The following is a 19,617-nucleotide window of genomic DNA, read 5'->3' on the forward strand; positions in this document are numbered from 1 at the left end:
GGACGAAAATCATGCCGCGAACCGCGTTGGAAATGGATGGGACTCCAGTCATGAACGTTATCGTCATTGGCCACGGCATGGTGGGGCACAAGCTCCTCGAATGCCTTGTGAACGACGCGAGGTCCGCGCTGCACGTCACCGTGCTGTGCGAGGAGCCTCGTCCCGCGTATGACCGCGTGCATCTGTCCGAATTCTTCGCCGGCAAATCGGCGGACGATCTCTCGCTGGTCGAGCCGGGTTTCTTCGAACGCCAGAACGTGCTGCTCAGGCTCAACGCGAAGGCGGTTTCGATCGACCGGGAGGCCCGCACGGTGAGCATCTCGACCGGCGAGACGCTTTCCTATGACAAACTGGTGCTCGCCACCGGTTCCTCGCCGTTTGTTCCGCCGATGGCGGGCAGCGATCGTGAGGATTGCTTCGTCTATCGCACCATCGAGGATCTCGAGGCGATGCAGGCGTGCGGCGCGCGGGCGAAGTCGGGTGTGGTGGTAGGCGGCGGCCTGCTGGGGCTTGAATGCGCGAAGGCGCTGCATGATATGGGATTGGCCGCGCATGTCGTCGAGTTCGCACCGCGCCTGATGGCGGTGCAGGTCGACGACGGCGGCGGACGGGTTCTGCGCAGCAAGATCGAGGAGTTGGGCGTGCAGGTCCACACCGGCAAGCACACGCTCGCGATCGTCGATGGCGAATCGGGCACCCACCGCATGCAGTTCGCCGACGGCACGCATCTCGACACCGACATGATTGTGTTCTCCGCCGGGATCCGTCCGCGCGATGAGATTGCGCGTGCCTGCGGGCTGGAACTGGGCCCGCGCGGCGGCATTGCGATCGACGACACCTGCCGCACGAGCGATCCTGACATCTATGCGATCGGCGAATGCGCGGCGTGGAACGGCATGGTGTATGGCCTTGTGGCGCCGGGGTATGACATGGCACGCGTCACAGCGAAGCAATTGCTGGGCGATCAAGCCGGTTTCGCCGGCGCCGACATGAGCACCAAGCTCAAGCTGATGGGCGTGGACGTCGCGAGCATCGGCGACGCGCATGGCAAGACGCCGGGCAGCCGCGCGTACCAGTTCAGCGACGAACGCAAGCAGGTCTACAAGAAGCTGGTGGTGTCGGAGTGCGGCAAGCAACTGCTCGGCGCCGTGATGGTCGGCGATGCGACCGAATACGGCACGCTGCTGCAGATGATGCTGAACCGCATCGAATTGCCGGACGCACCGGAATTCCTGATCCTGCCGCAAGGCGACGGCAAGGCCAAGCCCGGACTTGGGGTCGACGCGCTGCCCGAGGCCGCGCAGATCTGCTCGTGCAACAACGTCTCGAAGGGCGAAATCTGCGCGGCGGTGTGTGCGGGCGCGACCAGTATCGGCGCTGTGAAGAGCGCAACATGCGCCGGCACCTCGTGCGGCGGCTGCGTACCGCTCGTCACCCAGGTGATGAAGGCCGAGATGAAGAAACAGGGGCTCGCGGTCAACAACCACCTGTGCGAGCACTTCCCGTATTCGCGCCAGGAGCTGTATCACATCGTGCGTGTCGAGGGCGTACGCAGCTTCGGCGAATTGCTCGCGAAGCATGGTCATGGGCTCGGCTGCGATATCTGCAAGCCGGCGGTGGCGAGCATCCTCGCGTCGTGCTGGAACGAATTCGTGCTGAAGAAAGAGCACGCGTCGCTGCAGGACACCAACGATTACTACCTCGCCAACATCCAGCGCGACGGCACGTATTCGGTCGTGCCGCGCATGCCGGGCGGCGAAGTGACACCCGACGGCCTGATCGCGGTCGGCCAGGTCGCGAAGAAATACGGTCTCTACACGAAGATCACCGGCGGTCAGCGAGTCGATATGTTCGGCGCGCGCGTCGAGCAACTGCCGCTGATCTGGGAAGAACTGATCGCCGCCGGTTTCGAGTCGGGCCATGCATACGGCAAGTCGCTGCGCACCGTGAAGTCGTGTGTCGGGTCGACGTGGTGCCGCTACGGCGTCGGCGATTCGGTGGGCCTCGCGGTCGAGATCGAGAACCGCTACAAGGGCCTGCGCACGCCGCACAAGATCAAGTTCGGCGTGTCGGGCTGCACCCGCGAATGCGCGGAAGCGCAGGGCAAGGACGTCGGCATCATCGCCACCGAGAAGGGCTGGAATCTCTACGTCTGCGGCAACGGCGGCATGAAACCGCGCCATGCCGAACTGCTCGCGTCGGACCTCGATCACGACACGCTGGTGCGCTACATCGACCGCTTCCTGATGTTCTACGTGCGCACCGCCGACCGGCTGCAACGCACCAGCGTGTGGCGCGACAACCTCGAAGGCGGCCTCGCGTATCTGATCGACGTGGTCGTCAACGATCGTCTGGGTGTTGCGGCGGAGCTCGAGGCGGAGATGCAGCACGTGGTCGACAGCTACGAAGACGAGTGGAAAAAGGCCGTCACCGATCCCGAAACACGCAAGCGCTTCCGTCATTTCGTCAACAGCGAGCAGGCCGACAGTAACGTCGCTTTCGTCGAGGAACGCGGCCAGATCCGGCCCGCGACGCCGGCCGAGCGGCAAGCGAAGCTGGCTGCGATTCCTGTCGTTGTCGAGACCGTTTGATTTTTTTGCGCCATTCACCGAGGACTTCCGCCATGAACAACGACCGCCTGCCGCGTGCCTGGACGCCGATTTGCCCACTCGACGACATCGTCCCCAACACGGGCGTCTGCGCGCTCGTCAATGGCGAACAGGTGGCGGTATTTCACGTGAGCGAAGGCGGCACGAACAACCGCGTGTTCGCGATCGACAACTTCGATCCGGGTTCGCAGGCGGCGGTGCTCTCGCGCGGGCTGATCGGCAGTCTTGGTGAGCGCATCGTGGTGGCCTCGCCGATCTACAAGCATCATTTCGATCTGCGCACCGGCGAGTGCCTCGAGGCGCCCGAGAATTCCGTCAACGCCTACCCGGTGCGCGTCGAGAGCGGTAAGGTGTGGGTCGCGGCATGAGACACGAATATGCCGTGCAGACTTCGGGAGGCGCATCGTTCACCGCGCCTTCCCGACCACGTCTCGTTGTCGTCGGCAACGGCATGGCCGGCATGCGCACTGTCGAGGAACTGCTCAAGCTCGCACCGGACCTCTACGACATCACCGTATTCGGTGCCGAGCCGTACGGCAACTACAACCGCATCCTGCTGTCGCCGGTGCTCGCGGGCGAGAAGAGTGTCGACGATATCATCCTCAACACGCGTGACTGGTATGCGGATAACGGTATCCGGCTGCATGCGGGCGACCCGGTGGCCGCGATCGACCGCAGGCGCCGCATCGTGCGCTCGCAAAGCGGCATCGAGGTGGGCTACGACCGGCTGCTGATCGCGACCGGGTCCACGCCATTCCTGATTCCGGTGCCGGGTCACCAGCTGCCGGGAGTGATCGCGTTTCGCGACATCCAGGACGTCGAAACGATGCTCGCCGCAGCGCGCAGTCACCGTCACGCGGTGATCATCGGCGGCGGTCTCCTCGGGCTGGAGGCGGCGAACGGGCTCATGCGCCAGGGCATGTCGGTCACGGTCGTGCACGACACCGACAGCCTGATGGACCGCCAGCTCGACAGGAGCGCATCGGCCCTGCTGCTGCAGACGCTGGAGCGCAAGGGCCTGCGTTTCCTGCTGAAGGCCCGCACCGCCGAAATCGTCGGGCCGGAGCGTGTCAGCGCAGTGCGTTTTGACGACGGCACGGAGATCCCCGCCGACCTGGTTGTCATGGCGGCCGGGGTGCGCCCGAACATCAAGCTCGCGAAGCAGGCTGGCTTGCACTGTGAGCGAGCGATCGTCGTCGATGACACGTTGCAGACCTACGATCCGCGTGTCTACGCCGTCGGCGAATGCGTGCAGCACCGGACGGCGACCTTTGGCCTCGTCGCGCCGATCTGGGATCAGGCGCGTGTCTGCGGCGCGCACCTGGCCGGTGCGGGTCACCGTCGTTACGTGCAGCGCGCGACGGCGACCAAGCTGAAAGTCACCGGCGTCGACCTTTATTCTGCCGGCGACTTCACCGGCGGCCCGGACAGTGAAGACCTTGTGCTGCGCGATCCGCGGCGAGGCGTCTACAAGCGCCTCGTGATCGAAGATAGCCGGGTGATCGGCGCAGTCCTCTACGGCGACGTCAAGGACGGAGCGTGGTACTTCGAGCTGATCCAGAACCGGACCGACATTTCTCCGCTGCGCAGCCAACTGCTGTTCGGCAAAGCCCTGTGCGAGGCGCAGCCCGCCTGAACCGGAACCGAACGTGAGTTTTCCCATCGTCATTTCCAATACGCCTGACGGTAGCCGTGACGCGGTCCGAACCACCTGTCCCTATTGCGGCGTCGGCTGCGGCGTGCTGGCGACGCCACGCCCGGACGGCCAGCCCGACATTGCCGGCGACGAACGCCATCCGGCAAACGCCGGCCGCCTGTGCGTGAAGGGCTCGGCGCTCGGTGAAACGGTCGGGCTCGATGGACGCCTGCTGCATCCGAAGCTGCGCGAGCCGGGCAGCGGTGAGTTGCGCGACGTGTCGTGGAGCGATGCGCTCGACACGGTCGCCGGCGGCTTTCGCCGGATCATCGATCAGCACGGCCCGGATGCAGTCGCGCTCTACGTCTCGGGACAACTGCTGACGGAGGACTACTACGTCGCCAACAAGCTGATGAAGGGCTATGTCGGCAGCGCGAACATCGACACCAATTCGCGCCTGTGCATGTCGTCGTCGGTCGCGGGGCACAAGCGTGCGTTCGGCGAAGACCTGGTGCCGGTGTGCTACGAAGACCTCGAACTGGCGGACCTGGTCGTGCTGGTTGGATCGAACACCGCGTGGTGCCATCCGATCCTGTTCCAGCGGATCGTCAGAATCAAGGAAACGCGACCCGATATGAAGGTCGTCGTGATCGACCCGCGCTACACCGCGACCTGCGAGATGGCCGACCTGCACCTGCCGCTGAAGGCGGGCTCCGACGTCCGGCTGTTCAACGGCCTGCTCAGTTTTCTCGCGGAACACGACACGACGGATGCAGGCTTCGTCGATGCGCATACGACCGGCTACGCGCAGGCGCTCGATGCCGCCTCAACCGACGCGGCGAACGGCTTTGACCTCGCGCAATGCGCGAAGGCCTGCAAGGTCGACCCACACGATCTGCTCGAGTTCTATCGGCTGTTTGCGCGGACCGAGCGGGTGGTGACGGTCTATTCTCAGGGCGTGAATCAGTCGACCTCCGGCACTGACAAGGTCAACAGCATCATCAATTGCCATCTGCTGACAGGTCGCATCGGCAAGCCGGGGATGGGTCCGTTCTCGTTTACCGGACAGCCGAACGCGATGGGCGGGCGTGAAGTGGGTGGCCTCGCGAACATGCTGGCGGCACATCTGGAGCTCGACAATCCGCAGCATCGCGAACTCGTGCAGACTTTCTGGGGGGCGCCCGCCATCGCGGAGCGGCCGGGACTCAAGGCGGTCGAGCTGTTCAGGGCGATCGAGACAGGCCGGATCAAGGCCGTCTGGATCATGGGCACGAACCCTGTGGTGAGCTTGCCCGACGGCGATCAGGCGAAGCGCGCTCTCGCGCGCTGCGAGCTCGTCGTCAGCTCCGACATCGTCGAGCATACCGACACCAATGCGTTTGCCCACGTCATGCTGCCGGCGCTCGGCTGGGGCGAGAAAGACGGCACCGTCACCAACTCCGAGCGCAGGATCTCGCGCCAGCGGGCGTTCCTGCAGGCACCGGGCGAAGCGCGCGCCGACTGGCGGATCATCTGCGACGTCGCGCAGCGGATGGGGTATGCGGGCTTCGATTTTTCGGATCCGCACGAGATCTTCGACGAGCATGCACGGCTGAGTGCTTATCGTAACGAGGCCGGCAACGGTAGCGAGAGCACTGACAGCTACGCGAAAACTAGCAACGCGCACATTGAAGGTGATGTGCCGCGTGTGTTCAATCTGGGCGGGCTCGTCGCGCTCGGCCGCGAGCGTTACGATGCGCTGCAGCCGATCCAGTGGCCGGTGCTGGCGGCGAACGGCGCGGCGCAGCGCGGTACAGCGCGTCTTTTCGGTGATCGCCGCTACGCCCACGCGGACGGCAAGGCGCGTTTCGTCGCGACACCCCCGCGCGCACCGATCCACGCACCGGACGGCGAGTATCCGCTAACGCTGAATACCGGCCGGGTGCGCGACCAATGGCACACGATGACCCGCACGGGCAAGTCGGAGAAGCTCGCCGGCCACGTGACGGAAGCGTTCGTCGATTTGCATCCGCAGGACGCGCTGTCGTGCGGTGTGCGTGAAGGTGAACTCGCGCGCGTGTCGAGCCGTTGGGGCACGATGGTCGCACGTGTGCAGCATGGCGGCGGCATGTCGCGTGGCAGCGTGTTTGTGCCGATCCACTGGAACGATCAGGTTGCGTCCGATGCGCGCGTCGGCGCAGTGGTGAATCCCGAGGTCGATCCGGTCTCCGGGGAGCCCGAGTTCAAACATACGCCGGTGCGCGTCGACAGGTTTGACGTCGCCTGGCACGGTTTCTCGTTGAGCCGTCACGCTCCGGTGCTGGACGACGTGACCTACTGGACGCGCGTCCACGGCGCGCAGTTCGTGCGCTACGAACTCGCGGGGCGCAAGCCGCTCGACGATCACAGTGGCTGGGCGCAAGCGCTGTTAGGTATTGACGATCCGCACGCCGACTGGCTCGAGTACGAGGATCGGACGTTGGGCATCTATCGCGCCGTGCATCTGGTCGACGAGCGTATCGAGAGTTGCATCTTCGTATCGGCGCGCCCCGGGTCGCCGTTGCCTTCGCGTACGTGGCTCGCGAGCCTGTTCGGGAAGGACGGGCTCGACGAGGAGGATCGTGCCGGCCTGCTGTTTGGACAGCCGATTGGCAAGGGCGTCGATACGGGGCCCACGGTCTGCTCGTGTTTCGGTGTCGGACGCAACACGATCTGCACGGCGATCCGTGAGCAAGGGCTAAAGACTGCGGCGGAGATCACCGCGTGCCTGAAGGCCGGCGGCAACTGCGGGTCCTGCGTGCCGGAACTGAAGAAGCTGCTGGTCGACACCGAGCTGGAACGGTTGAGCACCGCCTGAATCGGATGCCAGGCCGCGGCGTCGATATCCGCTTGGACGGTGCGAGAAGCCAGCGGCAGGCTCGCGGCATCGAATGTTATGTGATCGATGCCGCGAGCATTCCGGTCGAACGCCACCAGCGACGCGCGAAGACCGGCCGGCTCGATGCGATCAAGCTGCTCACCAACCTGCGTGCGTGTCCGTTGCGTGATTCCGGTTACTTGTGCGGACCACCCCCGCGCGATCCGCTCGCGCTCGACGGCTGAAAGTCACTGCCGAAACCACTTGAGCCGTGCCCGCCGCCGTGGCCTTCGGCGCGCGCTTCGCCGTGCCCGCCGCCGTGCCCATCGCCGTGCCTGCCGCCTGCCATGGCGCCGTCGTGATGAAAGTCACGATCATGATCATGGCCGTGATGAAAACCGAAGTCATGGTCATGGTGGTGATGGTGAAAGCGGTCGATATCGACAAAGCCGAGAAAGCCTCCTTCGTACAAGGGATACCCATAGCCGGGACCGCAGTAATATTCGGCGCCCGCAGGATGGGTCACTATGTATTCCTGATCACAGGAATACATCGATGTGTCGTAAGGCGTCGCGGCACAGCCGCCCAGCACTGCGGCTGCAAACACCCCTGTCAAAGGGGGCAAAATCATGTGCTGCACGATAAGACCTCATTTAACGCGGCGGAACGACTCCGCTAAAGATTTAGACCGCGAGGGGGCGTGCATGTCCGGGGGCCGCGCAGGGGAAATTCGTTACCGCGTGTGACAAAACGAGGTCGCCAAGCCCCTCATGACGAACCCGCCACGCCCGGCGTCTGAGTCAAATCGCCATCGTTCTGTCGTCCCACCCCGGGCGCTTCGCTCCGGCTGCGGATTGTTTCCTTTCTGAAGCTTACGGCCGCCGACAAGCGAGGCCGAAAAGCGAGGCCGACCAGCGAGTAGCCGCGCAACCCTTACCGCTCCTCTAGTTCGATCTGCGCTCCGATATTCAGTGCGAGGGTGAACCCTTAATTCATCAGACAAATTGCCGTTAACCCGTTCGAGACCCTCCCAGCCGGAACGGGAAAGCGAATGGCAACCCGGTTCAAGGGGCTCGAAGCTTGCCGCATCGAGCCCCTTTGCGCCGCTCAGGCTGTGCGCATCCGTTGCCGAAGCGTCGGCCGCCTCGCAGTGGGCGTATTGCAACGTGCCGCGATTCGCTTTCGCCTCGGGACGGGTATTGGCCCGATCGCTGAAATCCCGTTGGGGCGTCGCATTAGCGTGCTGAAGCACTGTCGATATAGGAGTTACGAACAAATGTGGATTGCAAACCTGAAAATCGGGGCCCGTCTCAGTTCAGCGTTCGGCCTCGTCGTGGCGCTGTTGATAGGGACGGCGGTCGTCGGCATCGAGCACCTCGACTCCAGCAACGCAAAGATGGACAGCATCGTCAGTGAGCGCTACTCGCTGATCGCCTTGAGCAACCAGATCAAGAACAACGGCTACAAGGCCAATGGCATTCTGAGCAACCTGTTGCTGGCCAGCTCCGAGGAGCAGGCGAAGAAATACATGGACGACTACGCCGTCATCAGAAAAACCAATGCCGACGCGTACGCCAGGCTCGAAAATCTGCTGAAGAGCGACGACAGCAAGGCGCTCTTCAAGGAGCAGTTCCAGGCGCGCACCACTTACGGCAGCAGTGTCCGCAAGTTCTTCGACCTCGTGAAGGAGAGCCGGCAGCAGGAAGCTCGCGAGCTCTATCTCGGCGGCCTTGCGCGTCAGCAGGACGAGTATTACGTACTGGTCGACAAGATGGTCGACTACCAGGCGGCCCAGATGCAAAGGGACGTCGTGCGAGCCGCCGACGAAGGGAACAACGCCAAGATCCAGATGGTTCTGCTGTCCATCGGCGCGATATTGACTGCGGTGGCAACAGCCTTCTTCATCACGCGCGGCATCACACGGCCGATCAACCGTGCAGTGAGCCTCGCCGAAGCAGTGGCACAAGGCGACCTGACTCATCGTCTCGACGTCGACTCGAAAGACGAGGTCGGCAGGCTGCTGGACGCACTGAGGCACATGATCGGGAACCTGCATGGCATCGTAGTCCGGGTACGCAAGGGGACCGAAACGATCACCCATGCGTCACGCGAAGTCGCAAGCGGAAACATGGATCTGTCCAGCCGTACGGAGCAGCAGGCAAGCGCCCTCGAGCAAACGGCGGCCGCCATGGAGCAGCTCACGTCCACAGTCAGACAGAACGCGGACAACGCGCTCGAGGCAAACCGGGTTGCATCGAACGCGTCCGTTATTGCGGCAAAGGGCGGGGAGGCCGTCAATCGCGTGGTGGACACGATGAGCGCGATCAACGACTCGTCGCGCAAGATCGTCGACATCATCGGCGTTATCGAGGGCATTGCGTTCCAGACCAACATCCTCGCGCTGAATGCCGCTGTGGAGGCCGCGCGCGCCGGCGAACACGGCCGAGGTTTCGCCGTGGTGGCGGCAGAAGTACGCAGCCTCGCCCAGCGCAGTGCGGTGGCTGCGAAAGAAATCAAGGCGCTCATCGACGACTCGGTCGGCCACGTCGGCAACGGCAGCAAGATCGTCGAAGAAGCCGGGCAGATCATTCGCGAAGTCGTGAGCAGCATCTCGCAGGTAACGGCAATCGTCGGCGAGATGAGTTCGTCCAGTCGGGAACAGAGCGACGGCATCGAGCAGATCAGCCGTGCAGTCACACAGATGGACCAGGTGACACAGGAAAACGCGGCACTGGTCGAAGAAAGCGCCGCGGCAGCGCAGGCCTTGCGCGGCCAGGCCGCCGAGCTCACCGACATGGTCGCTGAGTTCACCCTGGACGAGGCGGTGTCTCGCGATCTGCGTGGGCAATCCCCCGCGGTACGCGCGAGCGACCCGCGTCACATGATCGACGTGACGCGGCCGCCGCTACTGCTCGGCAGATGAAAGCGGCTGTCGCTGAAGCACCTGGGCATAAAGGACGGAGACACGAGCCGGTTGGGCAAAGCGGCTCGATGAAAGAAGCAAGGGAACGCGACTGCAAGTGTGCGCAACTCGCGTTCCGGGCCAACTCGCCGCCTGCTCGACGGCGCCCGTCCTGCTGCATCAGCCTGGCGCTGCCTGGGCGAGGGGCTATCGGGGAGTGGACAGCGAGATCCGATTAACGGTTTCTGTCGATACGCCTAAATAACATGTCCAACGATTATTCCGAGCCTGTCGCCGTCCCGCAGCATTCTTCCGGCATCTCCACGCAGCAGACTCCCGTCGATACGCCAACAGTCTCCTCGTTGCAGATCACCCGCTTCGTCGACGCGCATCGCCACGACGGCTACCGGATCGCGCGTCTCGATCCGCTCGCGCTCGCACCGTGCGTCGCGATGCCCGAACTCTCGCCGCAATTCTATGGGCTCGATGCGGCCCAGATGCGCCCAACTGATCAGGCGGGATTTCCCTTCGCGTTCACCGTGGCGGAGCTGGAGCAGCAACTCAAACGCGTCTACTGTGGCGCGCTCGGACTCGACTGCAGCGGTATGCGCAGCGAGTCGCGCCGGCGATGGCTCTTCAACCGCATGGAGTCCGAGCTCGTATGTCCCGCGCCGCCGCCGCAACAGCGCGACGCGGTACTGGGTCGCCTGCTGGCAGCGGAAATGTGGGAACGCCTTGTGGTTTCTCGCCACGAACATGCAAAGCGCTTTTCTCTGGAAGGCTGCGACAGCCTCGTGCCGCTGCTGGACGCGTTGATCGACAGCGCGGCCATCGACGGCGTGCAGCAGATATTTCTGGGCATGCCTCACCGCGGACGTCTCAACGTGCTCGTCAATGTGATGGACTTCCCCGTCGCGAAGATGTTGGCCTGCCTGGACCACGAATCCGACATCGCTGCCGTGCAGACCGATCTGCCCTATCACCTGGGCAGCACGGCGCGCAAGCAGACCCAGCATGGCGAAGTCGCGCTGTGGCTGGCACATAACCCGTCGCATCTGCAGAGCGTGTACCCGGTCGTCAGCGGCATGGCGCGCGGATGGCAGGATGAACATCCGGATGCGGCTTGCGTACCGATCGTCGTTCACGGCGACGCCGCATTCGCGGGCCAGGGCATCGTCATGGAGACGCTGAACCTGACTCGCAAAAGCGGCTACACGCTGGGCGGCACCATTCATGTCATCGTCAACAATCAGATTGGCTTCACGACGCCCAATCGCATGGATGTGTGCGAGAACACGTATTGCACAGACGTTGCGCGCATGATCGACGCGCCCGTCATTCACGTTAATGCCGACCACCCGGACGATGTCATCCGCGCCGCCCGGATCGCGTTCGACTACCGGATGAAACACGAAGCCGACGTTGTCATCGACCTGATCGGTTACCGGCGCCTCGGACACTCGGAGCACGACATTCCGGCCATCACACAGCCGCTGGTGCAGACAGCCGTCGCGGTTCACCCCACGGTAACGGAGCTCTATCACGCAGCAATCGGTGCCGCTGAGCCACTCGCTGATCTGCGTGCCAACGCGCTGCGGACCTTGCAGGCGCAACCGGTCGATGCGAATGCGCCTGTTCGCGCGCCCGGGACGCCCGAGAACGCTGCAACGACACCGTTCCATTCGATATCGCCAGAGCGAATCCGCTCGTTGACGGCAGCGGCGACCCGCGTGCCGGACGGCTTCCGTCTGCATGAATTCGTCGGCAACCTCATCGCAAAGTGGCAGGCGACGGCTGCCAGCCCAAGTCATGCCGCGGACTGGTGCTTTGCCGAAAACATCGCTTACGCGTCTCTGCTGGAAGAGGGGCACAGCATTCGCCTTTCGGGCATGGACGTGGGGCGCGGCACGTTCATGCACCGGCATGCGGTCTGGCACGCACAGGATCACGCTGCCGTCGGCGGCGTTCATATCCCGCTCAGACATATCGCCGCGCATCAGGGCGTGTTCGATATCGTCAATTCACCGCTTACGGAAGAAGCCGCACTTGGCTTCGAATATGGGTACAGCGTGCAGACGAAGAAGCGGCTGACGATCTGGGAGGCGCAGTTCGGCGATTTCGTGAACGGGGCACAAGTCTTCATCGACCAGTACATTGCGTCTGGCGAATACAAGTGGGGCTATCAGTCCGCGTTGACTGTCCTGTTGCCGCATGGTCACGAAGGCGTTGGCCCGGAGCATTCGAACGGTTACCTGGGACGCTTCCTTCAGCTGTGCGCCGACGACAACCTGCGCGTCGTCGTTCCGTCCACGTCGGCGCAATGGTTCCACCTGTTGCGCGAGCAGGCGATGGCGGCCCGACCCAAGCCGCTCGTCGTCATGTCGCCGAAGTCGCAGCTTTACGGCAACCCTGCCTCGCATTCGCCGCTGGAGGCGTTCATCGACGGTTCGTTCGAGCCAGTCCAGTCGGATCCGGGCATCGCAGATCGGCGTGCCGTTACCCGGGTCGTTCTCTGTAGCGGCAAGTTCTTTTATGAACTGCAGCGCAAACGCGACGAATCGCGAGATGCGTCGACAGCACTGGTTCGCATCGAACAACTGTATCCGTTTCCGCATGATGCGCTGGCGGCTGTGCTTGGCGCGTTCGAGAACCTGACCGAAGTGGTGTGGGCGCAGGAGGAGGACAGGAACCAGGGCGCGTGGCGTTTCGTGCGCGAGGAGCTCGAACAGGTGCTGCCGCCGGGCTGCCGCTTGCGCGCTGTATGCCGAGCCTCTACCGCATCGGGTGCGCATTCGTCGATCAGAGCGCATCGACATGAACAATGTCGTCTGGTGGCGGCGGCGTTGTGTTGCAAGGCTTGCTGAAAGCAGTCACGAAGAGTTTGGCTCAGGATTGAGTCGTGTTATGCGCATGGTGGCGATTGGACGTAAACTCGCCACCGGCGCGCAGCTCTTCATCAGTTCTTTGAACCTTGTCCGACAGGGGAGGTTCGGAAAGCTGCGGTTCTTTTTTAGCGCCTGCGCGGAGTTGCACCGGCTCGTTGGCATTACCACATCACTGTCAACCATTCCTTGAAAGCTTCCAGCGTGACGCCATCCCGAATCGCGACAAAACTCCTCACCCTCGTCGGTGCCACTGCTCTTCTGGCCGCCGTCGCTCTGGCCGGAATCATTGCTTTTGGAACCTCCTCTTTGCCACCGCCTCTGGCTGACGCTGACACGCCGTTCAAGAAGGTCGATTTCCACGATCTGCCACCGCTCCAATCGTTTCGGGCGCGTGATGGGGCCGCGCTTGCTTATCGCGTTTATCCGGGGCACGGCAACAGAGCTATGGTGATGCTGCACGGAGCGGCCGGCAGCAGCTTTATGCTTCACGCGCTGGCCAGGGCGGTTCAGGCTTCGGGATTCACGGTCTATGTTCCAGACCTGCGCGGCCACGGCGCCTCAGGGGTCCACGGCGACATCGCCTACAACGGCCAGCTTCAGGACGATGTGGCGGACTTGGCGCGCTTCGTGCACCAGGCCCAGCCCAGCGCCAGCCTGTCGCTGCTGGGGCATTCGGCCGGCGGTGGACTGGCATTGCGCTTTGCAGGTGGGCCGGATGGCGCGCTATTCGGACGGTATGTGCTGTTGTCGCCGATGTTGGCACGTGACGCGACGACGGTGCGGCCTGGCGTTGGAGGCTTTGCTAAACCGTTCAAGGCGCGCTACGTGGGGCTGACCATCCTGGATCGGTTTGGTGTTCATGGTTTCGAGGCGCTACCGGTCCTCGCCTTCGCTGTGCCTGCTGCGCCAGGGAACATGATGACGCCACTCTATTCGTACCGGTTGAGCGAGAATTTCACGCAGGATACGCATTATCTCGACGATCTGCGCCACATCGCCGGACCCACGGAATTGCTGGTAGGGGCCGACGACGAGTTTTTCTATGCGGATAAATTTGCGCCCCTGGTTCACGGGGTTCGGCCTGACATCCCTGTGAGCATCGTGCCCAAAGTCGGCCATACGGGCATCGTTCTCGATCCCGCTGCGATCCAGCAAGTAGTTGCGGTGTTGGGCCGGGATCCCGGTTGAGTCTGCAGTGAGGTCTGGCCGGGTACGACAGAGCGTATTTTTTGACGCAGCAAGTTTTGGAAATGGAATTACCCATTTCGGCTATTTACTTTCCGAAATTCGGACATTAGATTTGCGGTCGTCTGGATATTCTTTGCATCTGTTGTAATCCACGCAGTCCAGACCTTGGCTATGCGATGTTGCATGGCCTTTTTTTATTGTCCGCGAGAAAGATACGGAAAGTTTCCATTCCTAATTTTTGGTCGTGTTTACCCAACACTATTTTGGATCACGTTTCACCGGCAGTTATTCTGCGCTCCGCAGGTTCATCAACACAAACTTAAGGACGCAGATGAAGAAGACCACACTGGCAACTCTTTCGCTGGCAATGCTTGGCGTAACCGGCGCTGCCCATGCACAAAACAGCGTCACGCTGTACGGTATCGTCGATACGGGCCTGACGTACGTTTCCAACGACGGCGGCAGCAAGTCCTTCAGCATGACTTCGGGCAACGAGTCCGGTAGCCGTTGGGGCCTGAAAGGCTCGGAAGACCTCGGTGGTGGCCTGAAAACAATCTTCCAGTTGGAGAACGGTTTTAATTCGACCAACGGCAAGCTTGGTCAGGGTAGCCGCCTGTTCGGTCGTCAGGCGTTCGTTGGTCTGAGCAGTGACAAGTGGGGTACGCTCACGGCCGGGCGTCAATACGATCCGCTGGTTGACCTGGTTCAGCCGGTGCAGGGCGACGGCTTTCTCGGTGGCGTGTTCATCTCGCCGGGTGACATCGACAACGCCGACAACAGCGCGCGCGTCAATAACTCGATCAAATACGCGTCGCCTTCCTGGTCCGGCTTCCAGTTCGAAACCATGTACTCGCTGGGCGGGGTGGCTGGCGCGATGGGCTCGGGTCAGAGCTATGCCGCTGCAGCTGCGTACAGCAACGGTCCGGTCAACCTGGCAGCGGGCTACTACCACCTGAGCAACGGCAACCGCGCGAACCGCGGTACGACGACCTGGGATTCGTTGTTCAACACGGCTGTCAACGCCGCGTATTCCACTGCGACATCGATCAACAATGCCCGTATCGGCGGCAACTACGTGTTCGGCTCGGTGACCTTGGGCGGCTACTACAGCTACGCCGAATACACTGCAGACGGCAGTTCGACATTCAAGCACGCGGAAAAGTACAACACGGGTTCGGTGTACGCCGTGTGGCAGGTCTCGGCACCGCTGCAGACCCAGATTGGCTACGTGTACCTGAAGTCGAGCGGCAGCTCATCGGCAAAGTACAACCAGTTCGCTGTCGCAGCAGACTACTCGCTTAGCAAGCGTACGGATGTCTACGCATGGGCTGGATACACGACCGCATCGGGGACACAAGACTCGTCGGGCACGGCCGCTGTAGCTGTCGTCGGCTCGGCAACAGGCGACTCGGGCTCCAACAAGCAGGCTACTGTGACCGTGGGTATCCGCCACAAGTTCTAATCCATAGATACCCTAAAGAAAGCCCGCATAACGCGGGCTTTTTTGTTGTTGGCGCCCTCGTGCTAGCACAGCTTCTCCATGAAATGCAGGGAAAGCAAGTGGTTTTGTCGCGGTAGGACGCACGGAGAAAATGCTCTCGCTATGCGAGGCAGTACTTATGTTGCCAAGTCGTAGAATTGACCGGCGGCAGACGGATGGATTCGGTGAGAGCACTTCGTTTGTCCTTTGGCAATCATATGCATGAGTTCAATTCCGCCGGGAAGAATCCGGGCGCAGAGAAAAAACTTGAACCCCAGCATGGGTCGCGTGCGTCGCTTGATTTTGTGACCAGTTAAGCAGGGAGTCTCACGTCGAAATTATCGTAATCCAACCAGGCTCGACGGACCGTGGTTGGAGAAACACTCTGCGTGAACACCTGTCTGCTGCAGCTGTTGCCGGGTCGCGCGGCGATCAGCACAGGGTTCGTCGATCGGGTTTCCTGCTTGGGGCTCATGTAATCGTTTTCCCCTACCCGACGACTGACCGACGCGCATCCACAAAGCTGCAACCCGTCTGTACGGCACCACATCCGCCTCTTCCCCCTCGCCGCCTGCCGTACGCAGCGGGTTGCACTTCCTTGACATGCAACAAAAATTGCGTAGTATTAGTAAAGCAATATTAATTGCATAAAGATTGATATCCAATTGCCAGCCGCGCCAGGATCGCACTACGGGCGTCACGCTGCGACAGAGAACAGGAGGAGCGGGAGTCATGTATGAGAAGTTCGGTTTATTCATTGGCGGCGAGTGGCGTTCCACGGGGGGCAATGGCTCCGCAGAGGTGATCGACCCTGCCACTGAGGAGGTCCTTGGTCACATACCCCAGGCTTCGGTCGAAGACGTGGAGCAGGCGATCGATGCGGCGGCTACAGGCCTGAAGCTCTGGCGGCAGACACCTGCCTGGACGCGTGCGGACATCCTGCATCGGGTGGCCGATGAAATGCTCCGGGCGACAGAAGAGGGCGCACGGCGCATCACGCTCGAATCCGGCAAGCCGCTCGTTCAGGCGAAGCGGGAATGGCAACTGAGCGTCGACCAGTTTCGCTGGTATGCCGAAGAGGCGCGGCGCATATATGGACGGATTGTGGAAAGTCGCGTTCCGGGTGGCCGGTTCGAAGTCCTGCACGAGCCGGTCGGGATCGTGGCAGCCTTTACGGCGTGGAATTTTCCCGCGGTACTCATTGCCCGCAAGGTTGCGCCTGCGCTCGCTGCCGGGTGTTCGATCATTGTGCGTCCGTCGACCGAAGTGCCGGGTGTGGCGATGGTCATCTTCGAATGTTTGCGCAAGGCTGGTGTGCCGGCCGGTGTGGCGAATCTCGTGAGCGGTCCGACCTCGACGACCTACGCCACACTCGTTGCCTCTGCTCAGGTGAGAAAGATCACGCTGACCGGCTCGACATCTGTCGGCCAGCAGATGATCCGCGATTCGGCACAGACGCTGAAACGCGTCAGCATGGAACTGGGTGGGAATGCACCCCTTGTGGTGTTCGATGACGCCGATCTTGAAACCGCTCTGGATCTGGCCGTCGCGACGAAATATGCAAACGCGGGTCAGGTGTGCGTCACGCCTGACCGCTTCTATGTCCAGAAGGGCATCTACAGCCGCTTCGTTTCCGGTTTCACCGAGCGTGCCAAGGCGCTACGCCTCGGCAATGGGCTGGACGATGCGACGCAGATGGGGCCGCTTATCAATCAGCGCCGACGCGAGGCCATTGAGTCGATCGTGGCAGACAGCGTCGCTCTCGGGGCAAGCGTTGCAACGGGAGGACACCGTCCGCCAGGGTTCGGGAATGGCTTCTTCTTCGAACCGACGGTGCTGTCCGACGTTCCTCCACAGGCACTGGCGCTAGCTGAAGAGAATTTTGGCCCGATCGCTGCGATCACTCCATTCGGCGATCCAGAGGACGCCTATAGCTGGGCTAACGATTCCCCATACGGCCTGTCCGCCTATGTATTTACAAGGGACCCGGGGCGAATCCGGGAAGCGGTGTCACGGATAGAGGCGGGCATGATTGGTGTGAACAGTTTCGCACTCGCGGCAGCCGAAGCGCCGTTCGGCGGGATCAAATCGAGTGGCATGGGGCGGGAAGGCGGAGTCGAAGGTGTCCTTGACTTCATGAACGTCAAGCTCGCGCAGATCGCAGTCTAGGAGAGGGGCTATGAAACTCAATAATATCAAGTCGCTGTGGGCAGACGGCAAACCTGTCGTAAACGGCTGGCTTGCCTTTGCATGTCCGTTTTCCGCCGAGATCATGGCCGAGCAAGGATATGACTCGATCACGATCGACCTGCAGCATGGCCTGGTTGGCTACGAGGTTGCGACCGCCATGCTACAGGCGATGCGCGCAAGCGCGGTGGTCCCGCTTGTCCGGGTGCCATGGCTCGACCCGGGCGACATCATGAAAGCGCTCGATGCAGGCGCTTACGGGGTGATCTGTCCGATGGTCAATACTGCGGAGGATGCGGCGAGGCTGGTTTCCTACATGCGTTATCCGCCTTTGGGCTCGCGCAGTTTCGGACCGATACGCGCGAATTTTTCCGCTGGCGCTGACTATGGCCAGCACGCTGACGAGCAGGTTCTCTGCTTTGCGATGATTGAGACAGCCGAAGCCCTTGCGAACATTGACGAGATCGTCTCGACACCAGGTCTGGACGGTGTCTATATCGGACCGGCGGATTTGACGCTCGGTTTGACTGGCAAGAAATATCCGCGCGGATTCGACCGCGAGGAGCCGGAAATGGTCGAGGCCATCCAGCACATCCTGAAGCGTGCGCATCACGCCGGCATTAAGGCAGCGTTGCATAACGGAACGCCGGAATATGCGGCTCGCGCTGTGGAGTGGGGTTTCGACCTCGTGACGGTGTCCAACGACGTGCGGCTGCTTGCGGGTGCGGCACAGGCAAGCGTGAAGTCCGTGCGCGCGTTGCTCGGCAAGACGACGCCTTCGGACGCAAAGCTGGCGGGAGGTTACTGACATGCCCCACGTACTGGTAGCCGGACGCATTCACGACGCGGGGCTGGACATCCTGCGCAATGCCCGCGGTGTGACCTTCGACCTCGTTGAGGAAATTTCGGTCGAGTCCTATGCGCCACTAGCGCCGAAAGCGGACGCGATCCTCATCCGTACCCAGCCACTGCCGCGTGCGGTGATCGAATCTGCAAGCCGACTCAAGATCGTGTCGCGCCATGGCGTCGGGTTCGATGCTGTTGATGTCGGAGCATTGACAGAGCGATCCATCCCATTGGCGATTATTGGCGACGTCATCTCAAACTCGGTCGCCGAGCACAGCATGATGCTGGTGCTTGCGCTCGCCAAGCGGACGATCGTGTACGACCAGAAGACCCGAGCCTCTTCCTGGGAATATCGAAATAGCTACGATGCATGGGAGCTCAACGGCCGGACGTTGTTGCTGCTAGGGTTCGGTCGTATTGGCAAGGCGATGGCGAGAATGGCCGCAGGTTTTAACATGAAAATTCTCGCCTACGATCCCTACATTGCAGGCGAAACAATTAGTGCATTGGGTGTGACGCCTGTCGGCGATCTGCGGCAAGCTCTCGCTGAGGCTGATGTTGTGTCAGTTCACATGCCAAAGTCAGCAAATGGTCCGTTGCTTGGAGCCCGGGAATTGGGGTGGATGAAACCCTCGTCAATCGTCGTGAACACAGCGCGTGGCGGAATCGTCGATGAGGGAGCACTGCAGGAGGCGCTCTCCGCAGGCCGTCTGGCCGGTGCTGGCCTCGACGTGTTTGAGAGCGAGCCGCCGGGGCCGAATAACCCCCTGTTTGATTTCGAGAATGTCGTACTAAGTCCACACTCCGCGGGCTTGACTGAGGAAGCGGCGGCCGGCATGGCGGTGTCCGCTGCCACGAACATCGTTAACTTCTTCGCTGGTCATCTGGATCCGGCGCTGGTGGTCAACGACGTGAGAATCGCCCCGCCTGCGACGATGGACTGAGTGCTGGGCCGATGGGCAAAGCCTGCCGAACACATGCGAAGGACTTTTACGTAACGTCGTCAACGACCCAAGAGACTGGAGCCAGCTTGCGATTGGCGAACTGC

General features: G+C 62.0%; 12 protein-coding genes and 2 pseudogenes. 12 read left to right on the forward strand and 2 right to left on the reverse strand.

Annotated features, from left to right (window positions below; all coding sequences use genetic code 11):
- Positions 1-50: 50 nt before the first annotated feature.
- The 5 genes and pseudogenes from nirB to AC07WT_RS03355 all read left to right on the forward strand — a co-directional run.
- Positions 51-2,591 (forward strand): nitrite reductase large subunit NirB, encoded by a 2,541-nt coding sequence (gene nirB, locus AC07WT_RS03335; protein WP_494946033.1) that lies wholly within the window; start codon positions 51-53, stop codon positions 2,589-2,591.
- Between the two features lie 32 nt (positions 2,592-2,623).
- Entirely contained in the window at positions 2,624-2,977 is a 354-nt protein-coding gene (nirD, locus tag AC07WT_RS03340) for a nitrite reductase small subunit NirD (protein WP_494946034.1), read from the forward strand.
- Positions 2,974-4,245 (forward strand): NAD(P)/FAD-dependent oxidoreductase, encoded by a 1,272-nt coding sequence (locus AC07WT_RS03345; RefSeq protein WP_494946035.1) that lies wholly within the window; start codon positions 2,974-2,976, stop codon positions 4,243-4,245. The genes nirD and AC07WT_RS03345 overlap by 4 nt, the downstream gene beginning before the upstream one ends.
- A gap of 13 nt (positions 4,246-4,258) precedes the next feature.
- Positions 4,259-7,081 carry a molybdopterin-dependent oxidoreductase gene (locus AC07WT_RS03350; RefSeq protein ID WP_494946036.1) on the forward strand — a complete coding sequence of 941 codons (2,823 nt, stop codon included), beginning with the start codon at positions 4,259-4,261 and terminating at the stop codon, positions 7,079-7,081.
- A 56-nt stretch (positions 7,082-7,137) separates the two neighbouring features.
- Positions 7,138-7,257 (forward strand): annotated as a pseudogene (locus AC07WT_RS03355) (IS110 family RNA-guided transposase); the annotation flags it as partial.
- Between the two features lie 20 nt (positions 7,258-7,277).
- Here AC07WT_RS03355 and AC07WT_RS03360 read toward each other — a convergent pair.
- Positions 7,278-7,721 carry a hypothetical protein gene (locus tag AC07WT_RS03360; RefSeq protein WP_494948460.1) on the reverse strand — a complete coding sequence of 148 codons (444 nt, stop codon included), beginning with the start codon at positions 7,719-7,721 and terminating at the stop codon, positions 7,278-7,280.
- Between the two features lie 636 nt (positions 7,722-8,357).
- On the opposite strand from AC07WT_RS03360, the gene AC07WT_RS03365 reads away from it, so the two are divergent.
- The 4 genes from AC07WT_RS03365 (at position 8,358) to AC07WT_RS03380 (ending at position 15,518) form a co-directional block, all read left to right on the forward strand.
- Positions 8,358-10,004: a methyl-accepting chemotaxis protein gene (locus AC07WT_RS03365; protein ID WP_494946037.1), complete on the forward strand. Its 1,647-nt coding sequence runs from the start codon at positions 8,358-8,360 to the stop codon at positions 10,002-10,004.
- Positions 10,005-10,249: 245 nt separating this feature from the next.
- Positions 10,250-12,847: a 2-oxoglutarate dehydrogenase E1 component gene (locus AC07WT_RS03370; protein ID WP_494946038.1), complete on the forward strand. Its 2,598-nt coding sequence runs from the start codon at positions 10,250-10,252 to the stop codon at positions 12,845-12,847.
- A 207-nt stretch (positions 12,848-13,054) separates the two neighbouring features.
- Positions 13,055-14,056 (forward strand): alpha/beta hydrolase, encoded by a 1,002-nt coding sequence (locus tag AC07WT_RS03375; RefSeq protein WP_494946039.1) that lies wholly within the window; start codon positions 13,055-13,057, stop codon positions 14,054-14,056.
- A 331-nt stretch (positions 14,057-14,387) separates the two neighbouring features.
- Entirely contained in the window at positions 14,388-15,518 is a 1,131-nt protein-coding gene (locus tag AC07WT_RS03380) for a porin (RefSeq protein ID WP_494946040.1), read from the forward strand.
- 155 nt (positions 15,519-15,673) lie between these two features.
- On the opposite strand, the pseudogene AC07WT_RS03385 reads toward AC07WT_RS03380, so the two are convergent.
- Positions 15,674-15,838, reverse strand: a pseudogene (locus AC07WT_RS03385) (IS6 family transposase); the annotation flags it as partial.
- A 430-nt stretch (positions 15,839-16,268) separates the two neighbouring features.
- Between AC07WT_RS03385 and AC07WT_RS03390 the strand changes: the two are divergent.
- Genes AC07WT_RS03390 through AC07WT_RS03400 form a run of 3 tightly spaced genes read left to right on the forward strand, consistent with a single transcriptional unit; the run spans position 16,269 to position 19,513 of the window.
- Positions 16,269-17,705, forward strand: coding sequence for an NAD-dependent succinate-semialdehyde dehydrogenase (locus tag AC07WT_RS03390; RefSeq protein WP_494946041.1), 1,437 nt, complete (start codon positions 16,269-16,271; stop codon positions 17,703-17,705).
- A gap of 10 nt (positions 17,706-17,715) precedes the next feature.
- On the forward strand, positions 17,716-18,531 hold the full coding sequence (locus AC07WT_RS03395) for an HpcH/HpaI aldolase family protein (protein WP_492592514.1): 816 nt from the start codon (positions 17,716-17,718) through the stop codon (positions 18,529-18,531).
- A 1-nt stretch (position 18,532) separates the two neighbouring features.
- Positions 18,533-19,513 (forward strand): hydroxyacid dehydrogenase, encoded by a 981-nt coding sequence (locus AC07WT_RS03400; RefSeq protein ID WP_494946042.1) that lies wholly within the window; start codon positions 18,533-18,535, stop codon positions 19,511-19,513.
- Positions 19,514-19,617: the final 104 nt, after the last annotated feature.

The sequence above is a fragment of the Paraburkholderia sp. GW821-FHT02A12 genome, assembly GCF_059422005.1.